Annotated in this window: 14 protein-coding genes; 5 read left to right on the top strand and 9 right to left on the bottom strand. The window is 70.5% G+C overall.

Translation table 11 applies throughout. From position 1 onward, the window contains the following. From WME98_RS09150 to WME98_RS09165, 4 genes are all read right to left on the bottom strand, one after another. A complete protein-coding gene (locus WME98_RS09150) occupies positions 1 to 2,331 on the bottom strand; it encodes a type VI secretion system Vgr family protein (RefSeq protein ID WP_437950923.1) in 2,331 nt (776 codons plus the stop codon). A 92-nt stretch (positions 2,332 to 2,423) separates the two neighbouring features. Further along, complete coding sequence (locus WME98_RS09155; RefSeq protein ID WP_437950924.1) at positions 2,424 to 3,284, bottom strand: hypothetical protein; 861 nt, start codon at positions 3,282 to 3,284, stop codon at positions 2,424 to 2,426. Positions 3,285 to 3,298: 14 nt separating this feature from the next. Continuing rightward, positions 3,299 to 7,303 (bottom strand): DUF6531 domain-containing protein, encoded by a 4,005-nt coding sequence (locus WME98_RS09160; protein WP_437950925.1) that lies wholly within the window; start codon positions 7,301 to 7,303, stop codon positions 3,299 to 3,301. Between the two features lie 71 nt (positions 7,304 to 7,374). Then, positions 7,375 to 7,941, bottom strand: coding sequence for a hypothetical protein (locus tag WME98_RS09165; protein WP_437950926.1), 567 nt, complete (start codon positions 7,939 to 7,941; stop codon positions 7,375 to 7,377). A 93-nt stretch (positions 7,942 to 8,034) separates the two neighbouring features. On the opposite strand from WME98_RS09165, the gene WME98_RS09170 reads away from it, so the two are divergent. After that, entirely contained in the window at positions 8,035 to 9,114 is a 1,080-nt protein-coding gene (locus tag WME98_RS09170) for a hypothetical protein (RefSeq protein ID WP_437950927.1), read from the top strand. Between the two features lie 458 nt (positions 9,115 to 9,572). Here the strand turns inward: WME98_RS09170 and WME98_RS09175 are convergent, their stop codons facing one another. After that, the gene (locus tag WME98_RS09175; protein WP_437950928.1) at positions 9,573 to 10,121 is read right to left on the bottom strand and encodes an NUDIX hydrolase; all 549 of its coding nucleotides are present in this window, start codon (positions 10,119 to 10,121) and stop codon (positions 9,573 to 9,575) included. Between the two features lie 12 nt (positions 10,122 to 10,133). After that, complete coding sequence (locus tag WME98_RS09180; protein WP_437950929.1) at positions 10,134 to 11,615, bottom strand: YcbK family protein; 1,482 nt, start codon at positions 11,613 to 11,615, stop codon at positions 10,134 to 10,136. An 816-nt stretch (positions 11,616 to 12,431) separates the two neighbouring features. Between WME98_RS09180 and WME98_RS09185 the strand changes: the two genes are divergently transcribed. From WME98_RS09185 to WME98_RS09200, 4 genes are all read left to right on the top strand, one after another. Further along, entirely contained in the window at positions 12,432 to 13,181 is a 750-nt protein-coding gene (locus WME98_RS09185) for a hypothetical protein (protein WP_061627097.1), read from the top strand. Continuing rightward, on the top strand, positions 13,178 to 13,648 hold the full coding sequence (locus WME98_RS09190; protein ID WP_437568049.1) for a hypothetical protein: 471 nt from the start codon (positions 13,178 to 13,180) through the stop codon (positions 13,646 to 13,648). The genes WME98_RS09185 and WME98_RS09190 overlap by 4 nt, the downstream gene beginning before the upstream one ends. 2 nt (positions 13,649 to 13,650) lie before the next feature. Then, the gene (gene dtd / locus WME98_RS09195) at positions 13,651 to 14,100 is read left to right on the top strand and encodes a D-aminoacyl-tRNA deacylase (RefSeq protein WP_061627095.1); all 450 of its coding nucleotides are present in this window, start codon (positions 13,651 to 13,653) and stop codon (positions 14,098 to 14,100) included. A 69-nt stretch (positions 14,101 to 14,169) separates the two neighbouring features. After that, positions 14,170 to 15,150 carry a ketopantoate reductase family protein gene (locus WME98_RS09200; RefSeq protein WP_437950930.1) on the top strand — a complete coding sequence of 327 codons (981 nt, stop codon included), beginning with the start codon at positions 14,170 to 14,172 and terminating at the stop codon, positions 15,148 to 15,150. 66 nt (positions 15,151 to 15,216) lie between these two features. Here WME98_RS09200 and pdxA read toward each other — a convergent pair whose 3' ends face one another. The 3 genes from pdxA to WME98_RS09215 all read right to left on the bottom strand — a co-directional run bounded on the left by pdxA (position 15,217) and on the right by WME98_RS09215 (position 18,816). After that, positions 15,217 to 16,326 (bottom strand): 4-hydroxythreonine-4-phosphate dehydrogenase PdxA, encoded by a 1,110-nt coding sequence (pdxA, locus tag WME98_RS09205; RefSeq protein WP_437950931.1) that lies wholly within the window; start codon positions 16,324 to 16,326, stop codon positions 15,217 to 15,219. After that, complete coding sequence (locus tag WME98_RS09210) at positions 16,323 to 17,264, bottom strand: winged helix-turn-helix domain-containing protein (protein ID WP_437950932.1); 942 nt, start codon at positions 17,262 to 17,264, stop codon at positions 16,323 to 16,325. Before WME98_RS09210 ends, pdxA begins: the two co-directional genes overlap by 4 nt. Positions 17,265 to 17,370: 106 nt before the next feature. Beyond that, the gene (locus WME98_RS09215; RefSeq protein WP_437333027.1) at positions 17,371 to 18,816 is read right to left on the bottom strand and encodes a TldD/PmbA family protein; all 1,446 of its coding nucleotides are present in this window, start codon (positions 18,814 to 18,816) and stop codon (positions 17,371 to 17,373) included. Positions 18,817 to 19,068: the final 252 nt, after the last annotated feature.

Below are 19,068 nucleotides of genomic sequence, written 5' to 3' on the forward strand. Positions count from 1 at the left end.
TCAGTTCACCTTCACGACGCTGCCCGTGATGTCCACGGTGCCCCCGGCGATCTTGATCGCGCCTCCGGTGATCTCGACGCCTCCCGCGGAGATCTTGATCGCGCTACCCCCGCCCGAGAGCACGATCTCGCCCGCGGCGGTCGCCGTGATGGTCGCGCCCTGAAGTGTGACCGGCCCGGTCGCCACGGCGCTCAGCACGGTGGAGTTGATCCCTGCCACCGTGGTCGCGTTGATCGTGGTGACCGTGCTGTTGATGGTCATCATCGTCGCATTGACCGTCTCCACCGGCGTGTTCAGCGTGTGCCGCGCCGCCGCGTTCACGGTCATCGGGGAGGTCACCGACAGGTCCAGGGTCGCGCCGACCGTCTCGGTCTTCGCGGCGGTCACGGTCACTTTTTGAGGCCCGTTCACCGTGTACGTCTCCGGCCCGGTGCTCACCTCGTGCGGACCGGTCACCGTGAGCTTGCGATCCGCGGTCACGGTCATCTCCTGTCCGCTCGTGATCGTGAGGGTCTGGCGCCCACCGACCGTGATGCGTTCGTCTCCGTCCACCGATTCTTCGTTCTTGCCGCCCACGTGGGCCTTCCGGTTCGATCCCGTCTCCTCGGTCCGGTTCACCTTCACGGTCGAGGTCGAGTCGTTGGTCACCGTCTCGCTGCGGTTGTGTCCGACGTCGGTGTTCATGTCCTTGCCGGCCGAGACCTTGATTTGCTCCTTGCCTGCGGTGTCGTCGAACGACAGCTCGTTGTGCGTCTTGCCGCCGGGGCTCGACATCGACTTGAAGGTGCTCACGGTCGCCGCGCCTTTGCCGGCGGCGGGCGGCTTCTGAACGCCGTTGTAGACGCGCCCGGTGACGATGGGTCGATCCGGATCGCCGTCGATGAACTCGACGACGACCTCGGTCCCCACGCGCGGGTGGAACACCGCGCCGCCGCCCGCCCCGGCGAAGCTCTGGCTGACGCGAATCCAGCAGCTCGCGGGCTCTTTCCTGTGCCGTTCCACCTCGGTGTCCCAGTGAAACCTGAGCCGCACGCACCCGTTCTCGTTGCCCGCGGGCCCTCCGACGTGGATCTCGGCGCCGCGCGCGCTCGGCTCGTCGACGACGAGCGCCGTCTGGGAGCCGTGGATCCGCGGCTTCTGCGTGCGTCGGGCGGGCCGGAACCTCGACTCTTCCGCGCGTCCGGCGGCGCCGCGTCGGGCGCACTCCACGCGCGCCCAGAACGGCGCGCCGTCCGGGGTACCGGGGTCCCTTCGCACGCCGAAGCCGCCCGCGAGCTCCCCCTCGGCGGCGCCCCGCAGCTCGGCGCGGGTGACGAGGTACTCGCCGTCGTAGCGGTCCACCGGGTGATCCAGAAAGAAGACCGTGCCCGCGCCGAGGAGCCGGCAGGCCCCTTCGGCCGTGGCAAAGCGCGCCTCGGTCTGGAGCCGCTCGAGCAGCGCCCGCGCGATCGGCTTGCCTTGTTTGGGCGCGTCGGCGTACCGGCCGGGGTACGCTGCCACGAAGAGGTCGCCGTCACCGGCGCTCGCCTCCGCGGCCATGTCGAGGTTCGGCTTCTCCCAGTTGTAGTCCGTCAACCTGACGCGCGTTGGCCGCAGGCGGCTGCCGAGCCGCACGTTGTCCAGGTGGCGGCCCTTGGTGTAGGGCGTCAGCGGGTCGAACGGCGCGAGCTTGAAGCGGCCCTGGTCGCTGTCGGACAGGACCAGCACGACGGCGCGGTCCGTGTGCTCGAAGTGGTAGGTGATGCCGTCCTCTTCGAGCAGACGGGCGACGAAATCGAAGTCGCTTTCTTCGTACTGTACGCAGTAGGGCCGCGCGCTCGGGTCGTCGAGCCGCGCCGGATCGCGGATGCGGAAGGCGAACGTCTCGCTGGGCGTCACGAACGGGTCGGCTGGTTCGGCTGCGCCTTGCGGCGGGTCTCCGGGCTGCATTCGCGGATCGCCGGTGAGGACGGCCTGGAGGATCTGGCGCGTCGTCTTGTTCAGGAAGATGCGGCTCCGGCGGCGGTGCATCGCGCGAACCAGCGGCGGCATGAGCACGACCTCGTAGGTCATGCCAAGGACCGACGGCCCCAGCTCGACCGCCTCGACGATGAGCCCATGGACGAAGCGGAGCGGCGGCTCGGCGCCGGTCAGGATCCGCAAGGTCGCGAGCTTGCCGATGAGGTCGGCCGGGTCAACCTCATCGTCCTGCCCGCGAGCCTGGAGGGTGATCCGCGCCTGGTACGGCGCGCTCAGTGCCTCCTCGATGATGAAGCCGACGACGTGGAGGTGGTTCCACGATGCTCCGCCGCCGTCCCAGTGGAGCGTATATTCACCCTGTTCCAGAGCCATAACAACCTCTCTATCATAGACGCGTCGAACACCCATCTCACCACGCCCCCCCCGCTCGCCCCATCCTCAAGAATCAGATTGCAAACAATCAATTAGCACACAAAGACCCCCTCACCAGAGGCGAGCAGCCCTTCCAGCTCTCCTATGTCGAGCACATGGTCAAAAATTCCTGCCATTACACCAGGAGAAAACCTCAAGAGCGCCGCCGCCAAAGACACAGCAAACGTCGCCGCGTCATTCGACGCCTGACAGCCCATCACAAGACGGTATTCACACATAGGCCTGCCCCCTAGGCGACTCTCAACAGACACCGCAACCCTGCCCTCATACGAGCACCCACAACGATCTTCGGAGCCAACCCTCCGCAACAGCCAAAAATCATCTCCACCATGAACAACAACCGCAGCAAGAGCCTCTTCATTTTCATCAAAATCCGCACCATAAATACGACGAAGAGCGCTCAATCCACTTTCAACCATACCGCGGTCAGCCGGATCAATTTCGATAGCATCAAACCCTTCGAGCGCAAAACCGATCTCGACACTCGACACAAAGAACAGAGAAATATCTAAACCAAGCAGCCTAAGTCCGGACACTTTACCCATTTCATTTTCAACATCAGGACCAACAAACGAGTACACAGCAAGCTGCACCACGCCTTTCCAACGCCTTAGAATTTGGAGCGCAACAATTACGGCCAGAGGACCACTTTCAATCTCGCTGGAGAGAACCAGACTGACGCTAGACTCCGGTTTCCTTCGCAGCCGAAGCACCACACCTTCTTCCGGCCGCTCAAAAACTCCGCGAAGCGTCGATCGGGCGCCGTAGATCCATACATGAACACGACCAGCAGAAAAACGAACGCTCAAACGATCACCATCGATAACCTCTCCGCCTATGGAAGCCATAAAACACTCAAAGTCGCGCTCTTCAACACGCTCCTCAAAGTACAACGATATCGACCGACTCATGGCTTCACCAATGCAACCAGATCATCGAGCGTTCTCACCACCAGACCACCCGCCTCAACAATATCATTCTCAGCAAGACGATTGTATTTTTCAGAAAATATTATAACAACTTTATTATCTGGATTGAACAGGGGCGTAAGATATTTATCTTTAACCTGCCCCAATTTACCAGTCTTACTCACCGTCGCTTCAATGATGGCATGCTCAAGCTCAAAATCGATCTCTCCGATTTCCACACCCAAATCGTCATATATTTTCTTATTTCTCTGAAGGATAGGAATTCCCTCTGCTTTCAATCGAGCTTCGATTTTTTTCTCTAGAAGGTCCCCTTTGCTACCACACGCGCCAGCAAGCCCGAACACATCGGTCCAGGTCAATGAGCTGTGCACGTAGCCATACGGTCGGAGTCCGCCGATCAGCCCGATCGGGTCCTGGCTGATATACCTCCCGCTCTCCGGGTCGTAGTACCTGAACCTGTTGTAATACAGCTCCGTCTCCGGGTCCTCATACTGCCCCGGATACCTCCACGGGCACTCCGCCCTCTTCGCAGCGAGATCCTCCCGCGGCACCCCGTACAGGTCGAGCTGCGCCTTCCACGCCGCCTGCCCCTCCTCGGTCATGAGCATCGTCGGGGTCCCGAGGTGGTCGGTGACCACGCTGTACCGCTTCCTCCCCTCGAATTTCGCCACCGGCGCGAACGCCCCAGGCTCGAAGATCCACGTCACCAGCGGTTCCAGCGTCCCGTCCGCCCTCCGGACGCGCTCGTGCACGAGGTCGTCCCCATCCCAGACGTACTCGGTGGCGCTCCCATCGAACTCTTTCCGCACTCGCCGCCCGAGCGCGTCGTACGCGAACGTCACCGTCTTGCCGTCCGGCCGCTCGACCTCCCGCAGCCGCCCCGCCGGATCCCACCGGTACGTCCACCGGCTCCCATCCGCGAGCCGCTTCTCGCTCAGGTTCCCCGCCCCGTCATACCGGTACTCGGTCTCTCCGGCCCGCAGCAGCACGCCGCCGCGCCCGTAGCTCCGGTCCTTCCGGTCCGCGCTCCGGAACAGGTTGCTCACCGCGTCGCTCTGCCGATGCTGCGTCGTCCCGTCCGGAAACAGCGCCGCGATCAGGTGCCCCCGCGGATCGTGCGTGAATCGCGTCGCACCCTTCCGCGTATCGATGAGCGCCGCGATCTGCTCCGGCCCCTCCCACTGGTACCCGACACGCATCACGTCGGCCCCCGGGCTCGACCCCTTCGCCCCGGTGAGCACCTGCCGCAGCGCCGGTCGCCCGAACGCGTCGCGCTTCCATGTCGCGACCACCCCGCCCGGCAGCCGCCGCGCGAGCTCCAGCCCGAGCGGGTCGCGCTCGATCTTCATCTCCCAGTCCGGCATCTCCATCAGCGGCAGCCTCAAGCTCACGATCGCCGGTGAGAGCAGCCGCGTGCTCGGCCCCGCGCGCACGCCGGTCAGCTCCCCGGCCTTGTCCCACGTGTACTCGGCGCGGTGCCCCAGGTCGGTCTGCCGCTCGACCCGCAGGCCCGCATCGTCGTACCGGCTCTCCACCTCGTAGCTCGCCTCGCCCGCCTCGTGCCGCTCGCGAACGACCTGCCCCAGCGCGTCGCGCTCCAGCACCACATTCACGTCGCCCGACCGCGCCTCCACGAGCTCGCCCAGCGCGCTGTACGCAAACCTCTCCTCCAACGGCACCACCCCTCCCAGCGGTGCGCTCAGCGTCCTCCGCGTGATCCTACCGAGCGCATCCCGCTCGATCTGCGTCACGCTGTAGTCCGGCCCCAGCACCCGCAGCGTCCGCCCGGCCTTGTCGTACAGGTAGCGGTGCCTGCGCCCGTCGAAGCCGATCTCCGCCTCTACCCGCCCCGCGCGATCCAGCTCGAACCGGTACTGCTCGCCGTGCTGGTTCTCCACCGCGACGAGGACCTCTTCCTTGTCGTAGCGCAGCCGCACCGCATACCCCATCGGATCGGTGTGCTCCACGAGCCGGTTCATGCCGGCGTACCGCATCGTCACCCGTCGCCCCTGCGCGTCCACCTGCTCGACGACGTTGCCTTCCGCATCGCGCACCATCGACAGCCGCTCTCCATCCACGCGCTCCAGGTACGTGATGCGCCCCAGCTTGTCCCGCACGGCGCGGGACACGCGCCCGCCCGCATCGACGCTCTTCACGAGCCGCCCCCGCGCGTCGTGCTCGAACCGCGTCACCCGCCCTTCGCCGTCGGTCGTCTCGGCGAGGTCGTGCCGCGGCGTCCAGCGCATCCGCGCCCGCCGCCCCGCCGAGTCGTCCAGACCCACGAGCCGCCCCTGCTCATCGTGCGCGTACCACGTCACGGCCCCGGCCGGGTTGCGCGCCCACGCCGGCCTGCCCCGCGCGTCGTACGCAGCAGACCACTCTCCGCCCGCGGCATCGACGAGCCGCACGAGCTGGTCCTCCCGGTCGTACTCCATCCGCGTCTCGTTCCCGAGCGCGTCGCGGTAGAGCACGCAGTTCCCCCGCGCGTCATACGCCCATTCGCTCTTGTTCCCGAGCCCGTCGGTCTCCGACGTCTTCCGGCAGTAGCCGTCCCACGTGTACTCGGTCACGGCGCCCATCGGATCCACCATTCGGTCGACGAGCCCGAGCGCGTTGCCCCAGTACTGCGTGATCCCGCCGCGCCCGTCCTCGACCGACGTGAAACGCCGGTGCTCGTCGTACGTGATGCGGCGATCGTAGATGCCCCCGTCCCCCCAGGTCCGGACGCACCACCCCTCCGGGTGATACCAGCTCCACGCGAAATGAAACGAGAGCCCACCCTTGTGGGTCTCCTTCACCATCACCCCGCCGCGGTACTCGTACCGCAGCGCGTGTCCCAGTGGGTCCGTCGCTGCCGACAACCGGCCTTCAGCGTCGAAGCTGTAGCGGACGAGCGGCTCCCCCTCGAAGTACACCCCCTCCATGCGCCCTTCCCGCGTCCAGCGCACCTCGAGCACGCGCCCCGCCGTGTCGAGGATCTCGCGCATGAACCCGCGCTCGTACTTCAGCACGACCGCATTCCCCGACCGATCGACGAGCCTCGTCAGCACGAACCGCCGCGCGCCCGCGGGTCTCGTGAACACCACGCGCACCCCGTCCGCCCCGCGCTTCTCGTACCCAGCGTCCGTGCGCGTCAGCATGTAGCGGTCCTCGCCGTCCCAATCCGAGGCCCCCACGCGCAGCGGCGGGTGCTCCTTCGGACGCCCGTCCGCCAGCCGCAGCACGACCCCGGTCGCCGTCTCCTCCACGCTCTCCTCGAACGGATGGCTCCACCCGGGGCCGAGCGCTCCTTCCTCGGTCTGCCGGCTCCGGTAGTTGCGCTCCCACACGATCGGGATCATCCCCGGCAGCTCGAAGTCGACCGCCTCCGCGATCAGCTCCCCCGTCATCACGTCGACCGGGTGCCCTGTCAAAAAACAGATCACCTTGCTCCGGAACGACCCCTTCGTCGCTCCCGTGAGCGCGTGCAGCTTGTTCGACACCCACTTCGTCCGGATCGCCTGCGTCGCCGCCGCCGCGAAATCCACAGCCTCGGGCCCGCCGATCAGCACCGGCGCCCCCATCGGCACGGCGAGGCAGACGCTCGTCGGCAGGTTGATCGGGAAGTTGCAGCTCATCACGACGGACGCCGTACGGCTCTGGCTCGACCCCTCGAAGTCCACGGTCTTCGAGCCCGTGATCAACGTACCGTCGTTGCCAGGGATATCGTTCGGCGCGAAGGACACGCCCGGCGGCGTGGGGAAGTGCGGCACCCCCTTCACCTCGGTGCCCGTGTTCCCGACGGGCATGCCGTTGACGCGCACCGCGCCCCCTCCGCCGAAGACGGCCCCGATCACCGCGCTCATGGCCGCGCCCATCGGGTCGAACACCACGCCGACGAACGGGTGCGGCAGCGGCGTCGGCACAGGGCCGCCGGGCGTCGGCACCATCACCATGTGAATATCGATGCCGAGGACGGGATCACCCCACTTCGCCGCGATCATGCGAGAACCTCCACGGCTGCTCTCTGAAGCCAGAGGCCGCACGGTAACACCAAGACACTACCGTCCGGGAGCTACGGAGCGCGTCGGAACGGCACCATGGCGGCTGGCAGCAACGTCGCCCCGGAGAGGGGTAGCGTCTCCTCTTCGGGGAGCGGCCCGGCGCTCGCAGGAAGCAGCTGCGTGGCGCAAGGATCTGCCATGTCGCCGGCCTGCGGCGCGCAAGCGCCGGCGGCCGGCTCCTCCAACGCACCGGGCCGCTGCGCCTCCCCAGCTGCCTTGAAGGGGAGCGCCTCCTTCGGCGCGAACGTCGAAGCGTGAAGCAGAGCAGTCGATGTCGCCTCGGACTCCCCCTCAGGCTCCTCTCCCAGCGCATCATCCAGCGCGGTCGCGCGGCCCGGATCGCTCGATCCCAATTGCCCCCATGCGACACGATAAGCTGCCTCGAACACGCGCAAGCTCGAGGGCTCACCGCGCTCCACGTCATCCGCCAGAGACGCGAGCCATCCCTCCTCGACCTCGTTCCAGCGGCCTGCGTCGAGCCCGAAGTCCGCCAGCACCTCGCGCTTCGGCTGACCCGCGTCGAGCCGGGCTCGCACACGCGCGAACTCCTCCAGCGAGACACCCCGATCCCTCGCCATCCCCCAACCTCCTGCTCGCGCGCCGACAGATCCCCCGCCGCCCCACCGGCAGCACATTACAGGAGTCAAGTCGAGCCTTCCTCATCCTACAGAATGAAGACGCGTCCCGTCAAGGCCGACGTGAGGACCCTCACCCCCGCTCCGGTGGGATGCGCCAGCGAGCGAGCACGATTCGGCCGGCTGCGAGCGGTTGTGTCCCGTCGGAGAGCGCAATTACCCTCACCGCCACCGGAGGATCGTCTCATGGCCAAACCCAAGTCCCCGAAGAAGGCATCCGCCCAATCCACACTGGCCGGCTCGTCCGAGGATGCGCCGCCGCCGCTCGTCCTCACTGCCGCGGAGCAGGATCTGCTCGAGCGCTCCCTCAAGCTGCTGGTCAACATCCAGACAACCCCCTTCAGCGCGCGCGCCCGGCGCGAGGGCTATACCGCGGACGAGCATCGCGAAGGCTGGCGGCGCCTCCGGCTCGCCTCGGGTGAGGCGAAGCCGCTCGAGCACCTCTTCGCCGAGGTCGCGAGCGGCGGGGCCGTGGAGGGCGCGGAGCGGCTCCGGCTGCTCCAGGACGTCGACACCTTCGAGAACACCTGGTTCCCGCGCACCCGGGCCGTCATACGCCGCGTCGTCCCCCGCGCCCGCCGCGAGGCCTTCGAGGCCGCCTTCTTCAAGAACCTCGAGCAGCAGCCCCTCGGGCCGGCCGTCATCGTGTCGGTTCGCGCCTTCCTCACTCGCCTCGACGGCCTCTCGCAGAGCGACGACGCCGACGCGAAGGAGGTCCGCAAGACGCTCGTGAAGCGCGGCCTGACCGACGAGAAGCTGAAGGAGGTCCGCGGCATGCTCGGCAGGCTCGAGGTCGGCGGGGGCTCGCCGCCCGAGCGCAAGGTGTCCGCCGCCGAGCTCGCGAAGGCCCATCAGGAGCAGCGCGAAGGCCTCGACGATCTCCGCGATTGGTTCAACGACTGGGCCACGACCTTCCGGCAGGTGTTCAACGTCAAGGCCCAGATCAAGCTCGGCCTCACCACGGCCAAACGCGCTTCGAACGGCAGGACGGAGGCAGTCGAGGAGGAAGACGACGGCGAGGAGACCGACGACGAGGACGTCGGCGACGATGCGGAGGACGGCGCCGACGAGGTGGACAGCGACGAGGAAGATTCGGAGCTCGACGAGGAGGAGTAGGCGATTGCAGAATCCGGTCCGCTGAACGGCGCCTTCGGTCGAGCGAACGAAGACTTCGCTCTCCCGAACCTCGGGCGCGGGTCTCGCGAACGGAAAGCGGGGTCTCGAGGTCCGCCGAGGGGGGTCTCGCGAACGGAAAGCGGGGTCTCGAGGTCCGCCGAGGGGGGTCTCGCGAACGAGATGGCGGCTCTCGAGAACGAAATCCTGGCTCTCGAGAACCGCGCGCGGGGTCTGGAGATGTGCCCCGACCGCGCCGCGCGACCTCGAGACCTCCGATCCCGTGGACCGGAGCCATGATTCTGCAGCCGCGACCCGAAATCTCGCTCCAGCGACCCGAAATCTCGCTCCGAAGAGCGCCGATCCCGTTCCGCCGCCTCGAAAGCTCGGTCTCTCGACCTCGGGAGCGGTCCTCACCGCCGCCTGGGCGGCCTGGGCCGACCGCTTTACGGGCGCCGCGGTCAGCGCGGGGACGGGGCCGCGACGGCGAGCGCCCGCAGCAGGGTGACCACCGCGATCACGTGGCTGATCCGGCCGTCCTGCATCGCCGCCGTCACCTCGTCGGCGCTCATCACGACCGGCTCGGTGCTCTCGTGCTCGTCGCCCTCGGGCTCGCCGACCCGGCGCGCGCCGCGCGCCAGGTAGAGAGAGCAGCGATTCGCCTGGAGCGCCGGATTCGGGTGCACCCACCCGAGCGACTCGATCGACGCCGCGGCATATCCTGTCTCTTCGAGCAGCTCGCGCAGCGCCGCGGCGGCCGGCTCCTCCCCGGGATCGACGATGCCGCCCGCCGTCTCGATGGTCACCGCGTCGACCCCGTACCGGAACTGCCGCACCAGGACGAACTCCCCTGCATCGGTGACTGCGGCCACCGAGATCCAGTCGGCGAGCTCGATCGTGAAGACAGGATAAGGCGCGCCTTCGGCCACGACCTCATGACGATGTACCGCCAGCGGACCGAACGTACCGGCGACCGCCGAGGCGTGCCGGCGAGGGATGGTGATGCCCATCGCGCCTCCCTACTACAGCGCGCCGCCCGCCGCCTTCTCCGGCGCGCCGCCGGTTGACTTCTCCGGAACAGCGCGCGCCGTCTTCTCCGGCGCGGCGCTCGTCGACTTTTCCGCCGCCTTCTCCGGTCCAGCAGCGCCCGCCGCCTTCTCCGGTCCAGCAGCGCCCGCCGCCTTCTCCGACGCGCCGCCCGCCGCCTTCTCCGCCACCGCGCTCGCGGCCTTCTCCACCGCGCCCTCCGCCTTCTCCGCCGCGCCCTCCGCCTTCTCCAGCACCGCGCTCGCCACCGCCGCCGGCGCCGCGCTCGCCGCCTTCTCCGCCACCGGCGCCGGCTTCTCGCGGCGCTCCCGCCGGAGCACCTCCTCCGCGTTGTCGCTGGACACCGCCTCCGTCGCCGACCGCGCCTCGTCCTGCGACGGCGGCCACGCGGCGACGTAGCGGGGCACCTCGCCGGGCCCGGACGCGTCGATCCAGGACACGGTCCCCGTCCCCGGCGCGCGCACGTCGACGTGCACGAACGAGCTGTTCGGATAATACCCGCAGCCCGTGTCCGCGAGCGCGCGGCACGCCGCCGCGAGCTCGTCGTTGCGCACCCCCGCGATGCGCAGATCGAGCGCCCGCCCCGTCTGGTGCAGGCTGCCCTGGCTCTGCGGCCGGTACCCGCTCACGAGCGACACGAGCCGGCCCGGATACCGCCGCGCGAGCGCGTCGATGCGCGTCAGCAGCCCGGGATCGAGCAGCCGCACGCCAGGCGCGACCTCCCCGGCCTGCACCGCGCTCGCCCGGCTCGCCTTGCCGGAAGCGGCTCCCCGCTTGTCGCCCGCCGGCCGCCGCTTGCTGCCCGCCGCGTCCGCCTTCGGCGCAGCCGCGCGCTCGCCGTCCAGGATGGGCCGCGGCGTGCCCCAGGGACGCGCGAGCAAGGAGAGCGCGCGCCGCGCCTCCTCGCGCGGCTTGCCCTTGCAGTCGACGAGCTCGAGGCGCTCCGGCTCGATCCCGCTCCGATCCATCGAGAGCACCGGCCCATGGCACGGCTTCGGAGGCGCCTCCCTGTCGAGCCCCTTCTTCGCCCCGCGCCGCTTGCTCTCGACCGTCCGCGCCGCCCGCCGCTTCTCCTTCTTCTTCCCCCCGGTCACCTTGGCCGCGCCCCCCTGCTTCGCGCCCGCGCCCTCGGCCGCCTGCGACGCCTGCGCGCGGCTGCGAGCCTTCCGACCGCTGGCGCCGCTCGCCGCCTCGTCACCGGTCGCGCCGATCGCCGCAGACGCCGTCTTCCCGCGGCCACGGCGCGGCTTCTCCCGCGCCTCCGTCCGCGGCCCGCGCTCCGCGCCCGGCGGAGACGCGGAAGAGCCCGGCGCACGATCGCCCCGATCCCCGCGACGGTCCCGCTTGCCAGCCTTCTCCTCGGCCTTCGCGGCAGCGTGCGCCCTGGGCAGCACCTCCCCGCGCGCAGGCCCCGCCAGGAGGGCCGGCACCGCCATGCTCACCAGCGCCGCCAGCACGGCAGCGCGAGCACGAAGGGAGCGCGGTCGCGGCTCCGCGCTGCGCACAGCCCCCCCTGCGTCCCGCGGCGCCGCGCCTGCACTGCTCACGGATCGAAGGCTGATCATGGAAAGCTCCAGTCGGGTCGGGTGCGAGTGGCATCCACCACGGATCGGATCTCCCGGACACGGCGTCCCCGCCCGTCCGCAGGATGTGGGATTGGAAAGGCCGTCGGCGGTCCGCTTCTTGAATCGACCTGGAACGAGGTCATCCGCGTCGAAACTGCGTCTCCGAGACGCCCCTCGTGGAAGCTCGGAAGCTCGGAAGCTCGGAAGCTCGGAAGGAGCCTCGGAAGCTCGGAAGCTGCGAAGGTCAGAACCTCCGAAGACCGGAACCTCCGAAGACCGAACGCTCCGAGGACACGAATGTCATGAAGTGCGGAGGGCAGCCCAATTTTCTGCGGCGCTGACCAAAGGCTGTGGTAGGAACCAGCTGCCTCGCGGCTGCGGTCGGGTCGTGAGCGCGGTTCCGGGGTGCATGGGGGCACAGCCCCTCACCACGCGGTACCGCGGCCGGGTATCGCCCGGCGCGCTACGCACTGCGGCGGGACCCTGCCTTCACGATCGGCGCGACCAGCGCGATCAGCCCGGAGGCAGGCATCGCGCCCCAGGTGCAACATCGTCCGGGCCATCGCGGATCGCGGGGGAAGCGCCCGGCCAACCACGCACCAGCCTCATTCACCACACCATCGATGCAAGCGGGGCGCCACACGCGGGATGCGGAAGCCGAACCCGGTGGCGCGTCCATGATCGCTCCGAGGTCAGCAGGGGCACCACATGCGGCGAATTCGTAGAGACGCAACCAAGGTCTGGCACAATCCCGAGCTCCACACCGCCTATGGCCGTGGCCAGCCCAACAGCGCGGGGCTGCCGCGCCCAACACAGACCGGCGAGGACCGGCGGGCGGCGAAGCAACACCGCGCCGCGCTCGAGGCGCTCTTCTCCCCGCGCAAGGAGCCCGAAGCCGAGGATGGCAAGGGCGGGCGCGCCAAGTCCGGGCGCGACGCCGCCTCCAAGGCGCCGGGCCGCATCGTCCTCGCGCCGCCTCCGCAGAGCGACCCGAAGGCCGTCGAGCGCCAGCGGCTCCTGTCGAAGCTGCTCTGCGCGTCGGGCCGGCCCAACATCTCCAAGGCCGCGAACGAGTTCCTCCGCGCCGGCCACACCTTCCCCGCAGAGCAGGACGTGTACCTCCAGCTGCTCGAGCACAGCGACGAGCAGCGCATCCAGGAGGCGATCGACGAGCTCTCGGGCATCCTCGTCGCCGAGCTGCCGAAGCGCCGCGCCGTGCTCGAGTCGCGGCTCCGGCGCATCGAGGAGTTCGCGGAGGAGCCCGCGACGCGCGAGGCCGCCGAGCGCCTGCGCCGCCAGGTGAGCGGCAGGCCCGAGGCCCCGGGCGCCCCCTCGGCCGAGCCGGGCTCCCACGCGCGGCCGTCGAGCCGCGAGGCCGCCCTGCCCCACGCGGCGGCGGACGGCGCCGCCCAGCGCGGCGACGGCGGCATCTCCGAAGCGAGCGTCGAGGCGGAATGACGCGCGCGGAATTCGAGGCCGAGCTCCGCAAGCTGATCCAGGCGTTCGAGACGGGCACGGGCAACGAGCGGTGCGTCGCGTGCGTCGCGTGCGAGCGCTGCGTCGACTGCACGTTCTGCCGCGGCTCGAAGGCGCTCCAGCGGTGCCACTACTGCGTCGACTCGCAGCGCTGCTCGGACAGCACGCACTGCCGCGGCTGCCGCGATCTCATCGCGTGCAGCCACTGCGTCGCGTCCGAGCGGTGCACGCAGTCGTCGTACCTCGTGAAATCGGTCGACTGCACCGGCTGCACCTACTGCTTCGGCTGCGTGGGCCTCGTGCGCAAGGACTTCCACATCCTGAACCAGCCGTACGATCGCAGCTCCTACTTCAAGCTCACGGCGAAGCTGATGCGCGAGCTCGGGCTGAGCACGGGCAGCGGGGCCGAGCCCGCCCCGGCGCCCGCGGCGCGCGCCGCGCAGCGCTAGCGATGCGGGCGGTCGTGCAGCGCGCGCTCGCCGCGCGGGTCGAGGTCGACGGCCAGGTGGTCGGCGCGATCGAGCGCGGCCTCGTGGCCTTCGTCGGCGCCGCGAAGGACGACGACGAGGCCGACGCCGACCACGTGGCGAACAAGGTCGCGGGGCTCCGGGTGTTCAGCGACGAGGCCGGCAAGATGTCGCGCGCGCTCGCGGACGCGCGCGGCGGCGTGCTCGCGATCAGCCAGTTCACGCTCTTCGGCGACGTCCGGCGCGGCCTCAGGCCGAGCTTCGACGGCGCCATGGAGCCCGCGCGCGCCGAGGCGCTGTACGAGCGCTTCGTCGCCGCCCTGCGGGCGCGCGGCCTCGAGGTGGCCACGGGCCGCTTCCGCGCCGACATGCGCGTGTTCGTCGAGAACGACGGGCCGGTCACCATCCTCATCGATTCGAAGCGGACGTTCTGACGCCGGCCGCCGCTCCCGGGCGGCCGACGCCCCTTCCCTCCCGGCGTCGCGCGGGCTACGTGGGGCGCCATGCGGATCAGCATCGTGGGCGCGGGGGCGCTCGGGCGGGTCTACGGCGTGCGCCTCGCGGCCCAGGGGGACGACGTCACGTTCGTGGTCAAGCCCGAGCGCGCCGCAGACGCGCGGCCGTTCGTCATCGAGCAGGTGAACAGCGCCGATCGCCGCGACACGCTCGAGCGCCCGCGGCTCGCGGCCGACATCCCGGCCGACGCGGAGGTCGTGATCGTCACGGTGCGCTTCGATCAGCTCGCCCCCGGCGGCGCGGCGCCGCGCCCCGCGGAGGGCAGGACGGTCGCGGACCTCCTGCTCCGCGGACCTTCGGTCCCCGTCGTCGTGCTGACGCCGCTCCTGCCGCCGCAGCGCGCGAGCCTCGAGGAGGCCGCCCGGCGCCGCATCACCCCCGCGATGCCGAGCATCTCGGGCTACCTCGATGAGCGCGACGTCGTCCGCTACTGGATCGTCGGGTTCGCGTCGACGCTCATCGACGACGAGGGAGGCGCCCCCGCGGAGCGGCCGCTGCTCGAGGAGCTCGCGCGCCGCCTCACGAGCGCGGATCTCCCGGCGCGGCTCGATCCGGACGTGGGCGCGCAGAACGCCGCCACCACGACCGCGTTCTTCCCGCTGATCGCCGCCATCGACGCGGGCGGCGGCACGAGCGCCCTCCTCGAGAACGAGGGCGTGCTCGGCACCGCGCTCCAGGCCACGCGGGAGTGCATGGCGCTCGCGGACCGCGTCGGCACGGTCGCCCCCTGGACGAAGCTGCTGACCAGGGCCATCGGACCGTTCACGCTGAAACCCGGCGTCGCGCTCGCGCGCCTCGTGGCCCCCGAGGCGCTGCGGTTCCTCGACGCCCACTTCGGCCCGAAGCTCCACGCGCAGCACCTCGCGATGGGCGCCGCCGTGCTCGCGATGGGGCGCGAGCACGGCGTGAGCCTGCCGGCGCTCGAGCGGCTGATGGCCCTGATCGAGGGCCGCACCGGCGCGCGCTGATCCGCGCAAGAAGACGTCGGCGAGCGTCGGCGAACGTCGGCGAGCGTCGGCGAGCGTCGGCGCGCGTCAGCGCGCCGACGCGAGCTGCGCCGCGAGCGCGATCGCCTCGCGCATCCCGCGCGGGTCGGCCTTGCCCGTGCCCGCGAGATCGTACGCGGTCCCGTGGTCGACGCTCGTGCGCACGATCGGCAGGCCGAGCGTGACGTTCACCGCCTCGCCGAAGCCGAGGAGCTTGCTCGGGATCGTCGCCTGGTCGTGGTACATCGCGACGACCCCGTCGAGCGCGCCCCGCGCCGCCAGCCGGAACGCCGTCTCCGCGCCGAGGGGCCCGCTCAGCTCCGCCGCCGAGCCCGAGCGCGCGAGCCGCCGCGCCGCGAGGCGGATGCCCGGCGCGATGCGCAGCTGCTCCTCGTCGCCGAGGAGCCCGCCCTCGCCGGCGTGCGGGTTCAGCGCGGCGACGGCCACGCGCGGCTTCTCGCGGCCGAGATCGGCGAGCAGCCGCGCGAGCCACACCGAGGCGCGCGCCACCTCGCGCGGGCTCACCGCCTCGGGCACGTCGCGCAGCGGCACGTGGGTCGTCACGAGGGCGGTCACGAGCTTGCCCGAGGCGAAGGCCATCGTGACCTCGCGCGCGCGGAGCCGCCGGCCGAGGTGCTCGGTGTGTCCGAGGAAGTCCGCGGACCCCGGCGCGCCGCTCGTCGCGATCGCGTGCTTCGACGCGGGCCCCGTGACGAGCGCCGCCGCGACGCCGTCGCGGACCAGGTCGGTCGCCTCGTCGATCCAGGCGAGCTGCGCCGCGCCGTCCTCGGCCTCGGGCCGACCGAAGGCGCTCGGCCGCGAGAGCCGCGCGCTGCCCGCCCAGATCCCGATCGCGCCCGGCGCGAGCCGCTCGATCGCGGCGCGCCCATCGACCGCGACCAGCCGGCGGGCCGCGACCCGGACGAGCCGCGCGGCCCGCCGCAGGACCGCCTCGTCGCCGACGAGCACGCAGCGCACGCCCTCGATGGACGCCGCGCCGGCCACGGCCACCTCGGGGCCGACGCCGCTGGGGCAGCCGACGCTGATCGCGACGATCGGCGCCGCGGCGCCGCGCGAGGGGCCGCCGCGCCCCGCGCCGCCGCGCCCCTTGGCGGCGGCCGTCCGGGCAGCACCGCGGCGACCAGGCGACGTCGTCATCGCGTGACGCGCCGGTCGCGGTCGGGCGTGGCGGCGTCGTGCGCCGATGACGCCGACCGGCGCTCTGCGCGCGCGGCCTCCTCGTCGTCCTCGTCCTCGTCCTCGCCGTCGTCGCCCTCGGCGTCCTCGTCCTCGTCCTCGTCCTCGTCGCGCGGCTCCCCGCGCTCCTCGCCGTGAGCCTCCGCACCGGCGGCGCCGCGCGGCGCCGTGCGGGCCGCGTCGCCGCCCTCGGGCCCCCCGGAGCCGGGCAGCGGCGACTCGAGCCGGTAGCCGGCCCCGCGCAGCGTGACCAGCGGCAGCGCCGCGCCGAGCTTCGCCCGGAGGCGCCTCACATGGATGTCGACGGTCCGCGCGCCGCCCTCGTACTGGCTGCCCCAGACGCGCCGGAGCAGCTCTGTCCGCGACACAACCTTCCCGCGGCGTTCGCACACGTACGAGAGCAGCGCGAACTCCTTCGCGGTGAGCGGCACGTGCATGCCGCCGACCGACACGTCGTGGGCCGCGCGGTCGATGACGATCGCGCCCACCTTCACCCGCTCCTCGGTCGCGAACTCGCTGCGGCGCCACTCGACGAGGCGCACGCGCGCGTAGAGCTCGGCCGGCACGTACGGCACGAGCAGGAAGTCGTCGAAGCCGCTGGACGGCTCGATCCGCGCAATCTGCGCGACGCTCACCGCGACGAGCGCGCCGACCTCCTCGAGGCGGGGCTCGCGGCGCAGCGCGCGCAGCGCCGCCGCCGCCAGGTCCGGCCGATCGAGCGCCTCGACGACGATCGCCCGCGCCTTGCTCTCGTCGTCGTGGAAGAGCCGCGGTGGATCATCCCAGAGATCCAGGGTTCGAACGTCAGCGCCCAGCGAGCGCAAGACCGATGCAGCGCCCTCCTCCCGCTCCAGGTCAGGTCCGTGTCCGACGATGGCAATGAACGAACGACGCGCCATGTCCGCCCCGTATACGGGTGTCACGGCGCGCCGACAAGACGCACCGCGCTAAACCCACCCATGCTGCTGCGGCGCTTACATTCCCCCGGGGCTCCAGCCTAGAAAATCAGCCGATCCGCGTCCCGCCGACCGTGATGCGATCGATCTTGATTGTGGGGCAGCCAACACCCACCGGAACGCTCTGTCCGTCCTTGCCGCACGTCCAGATGCCGTCGGAGGTGGCGACGTCGTGGCCGAGCATGGTGACGCGCCGGAGCACCTCGGGGCCGTTGCCGATGAGGTTCACGCCCTTCAGCGGCGCGGTCAGCTTTCCGTCCTCGATGAGGTAGCTCTCGGTGAGCGAGAAGACGAAGTCGCCGTTCGAGATGTCGACCTGGCCGCCGCCGAACTTCTTCGCGAAGACGCCCCGCTTCACGGACTTCACGATCTCCTCGGGATCGTGCGGGCCGGCGAGCAGGATGGTGTTCGTCATCCGGGGCATGGGCGCGGAGGCGAAGCTCTCGCGCCGCCCGTTGCCGGTCGGCGTGAGCCCGTAGTGCCGGGCCGAGAGCCGGTCGTGCATGTACCCGACGAGCTTGCCGTTCTCGATGAGTGTGCTGCGCTCGGGCTCGTTGCCCTCGTCGTCGACGTTGATCGTGCCGCGCGACTGGAGGAGGGTCGCGTCGTCGACCACCGTGCAGAGCGGGCTCGCGACGTCGCTGCCGACCCGCCCCGCGTAGTTGCTGGTCCCCTTGCGGTTGAAGTCCGCCTCGAGCCCGTGCCCGACGGCCTCGTGGAGCAGGATGCCGCTGTCGCCCGGGGCGAGCACGACGTTCATCTCGCCGGCGGGCGCCTCGCGCGCGTCGAGCATCGCGACCGCCTGCCGCGCCGCCTCCTTGGCGTGCCACTCCGGCGACCTGTCCTCGAAGTAGGCCGTCGTCATGCGCCCGCCGCCGCCGCTCGAGCCTTCCTGGCGCTTGCCGTCGCGCTCGGCGATCGCCCGCACGCCGAAGCGGATGAGCGGCTGGACGTCGTGCGCCATCCGCCCGTCGCTCGTGGCCACGAGCACCTCGCGCACCTCCTCGACGAAGCTGGCCTCCGCCTTGATGATGCTGGGGTCGTAGGCGAGCGCCGCGGCGCTCGCGCGCTCGAGCAGGGCGCGCTTCGCGAGCCCGGGGGCGTCGAGCGAGATGCTGGGCAGCTCGTAGCGGCTCGGCAGCTCGCGCCGCCGGAGCTCGATCTTCTCCGTCCCGCCGGAGCCGGTCGCGATCTGCGCCGCCGTCTCGGCCGCGCGCCGCATCGCGTCCCACGTGAGGTCCTCGGTGTAGGCGTACCCGGTCGCGTCGCCCCGCTGGACGCGGACGCCGACCCCCATCGACACCCCGCGCGACGCCGCCTTGAGGATGCCCTCGTCGAAGGTGAACCCGCCCCCCGCCCGGTACTCGAAGAAGAGGTCGGCGTAGTCGCCCCCCTTCGACAAGGCGACCGACAGGAGCCGCTCGCAAAGCGCGGCGTCGACGGCATTTTCCTCTCCAGGAGCGAACGGGGCGCGGTAGGCCTGGCTGCGCGACATGGTGCCCAACTCTAGGTCCATTCGCCGGGGCGGTCGAGACGCGGCAGCGCTCCGGGCGCCCCTCCCCGGGCGCAGGGCTGCGGAGATGTATGCAGAAATGTGCAAGAAGGCCGCTCGACTGCTATGGTTTGAGCCGTCCTCGCGTCGACGGCGGCGTTTGCCGCCTTCTCCGCGATCTTCGCGAATCCCCGGCCGCTCGGCGCGCTCCTACGACGTCACGATGTAGGGCGCGCTCGTCGACACGCCTCGACC

It is taken from the genome of Sorangium sp. So ce296 (genome assembly GCF_051529605.1).
Classification (GTDB): domain Bacteria; phylum Myxococcota_A; class Polyangia; order Polyangiales; family Polyangiaceae; genus Sorangium; species Sorangium cellulosum_D.

Coding starts and splice junctions, on each gene's coding strand:
- WME98_RS09150 (WP_437950923.1), bottom strand. CDS start 2,331: ATGGCTCTGGAACAGGGTGAATATACGCTCCACTGGGACGGCGGCGGA.
- WME98_RS09160 (WP_437950925.1), bottom strand. CDS start 7,303: ATGATCGCGGCGAAGTGGGGTGATCCCGTCCTCGGCATCGATATTCAC.
- WME98_RS09165 (WP_437950926.1), bottom strand. CDS start 7,941: ATGGCGAGGGATCGGGGTGTCTCGCTGGAGGAGTTCGCGCGTGTGCGA.
- WME98_RS09170 (WP_437950927.1), top strand. CDS start 8,035: ATGAAGACGCGTCCCGTCAAGGCCGACGTGAGGACCCTCACCCCCGCT.
- WME98_RS09175 (WP_437950928.1), bottom strand. CDS start 10,121: ATGGGCATCACCATCCCTCGCCGGCACGCCTCGGCGGTCGCCGGTACG.
- WME98_RS09185 (WP_061627097.1), top strand. CDS start 12,432: ATGCGGCGAATTCGTAGAGACGCAACCAAGGTCTGGCACAATCCCGAG.
- WME98_RS09190 (WP_437568049.1), top strand. CDS start 13,178: ATGACGCGCGCGGAATTCGAGGCCGAGCTCCGCAAGCTGATCCAGGCG.
- dtd (WP_061627095.1), top strand. CDS start 13,651: ATGCGGGCGGTCGTGCAGCGCGCGCTCGCCGCGCGGGTCGAGGTCGAC.
- WME98_RS09200 (WP_437950930.1), top strand. CDS start 14,170: ATGCGGATCAGCATCGTGGGCGCGGGGGCGCTCGGGCGGGTCTACGGC.
- pdxA (WP_437950931.1), bottom strand. CDS start 16,326: ATGACGACGTCGCCTGGTCGCCGCGGTGCTGCCCGGACGGCCGCCGCC.
- WME98_RS09210 (WP_437950932.1), bottom strand. CDS start 17,264: ATGGCGCGTCGTTCGTTCATTGCCATCGTCGGACACGGACCTGACCTG.
- WME98_RS09215 (WP_437333027.1), bottom strand. CDS start 18,816: ATGTCGCGCAGCCAGGCCTACCGCGCCCCGTTCGCTCCTGGAGAGGAA.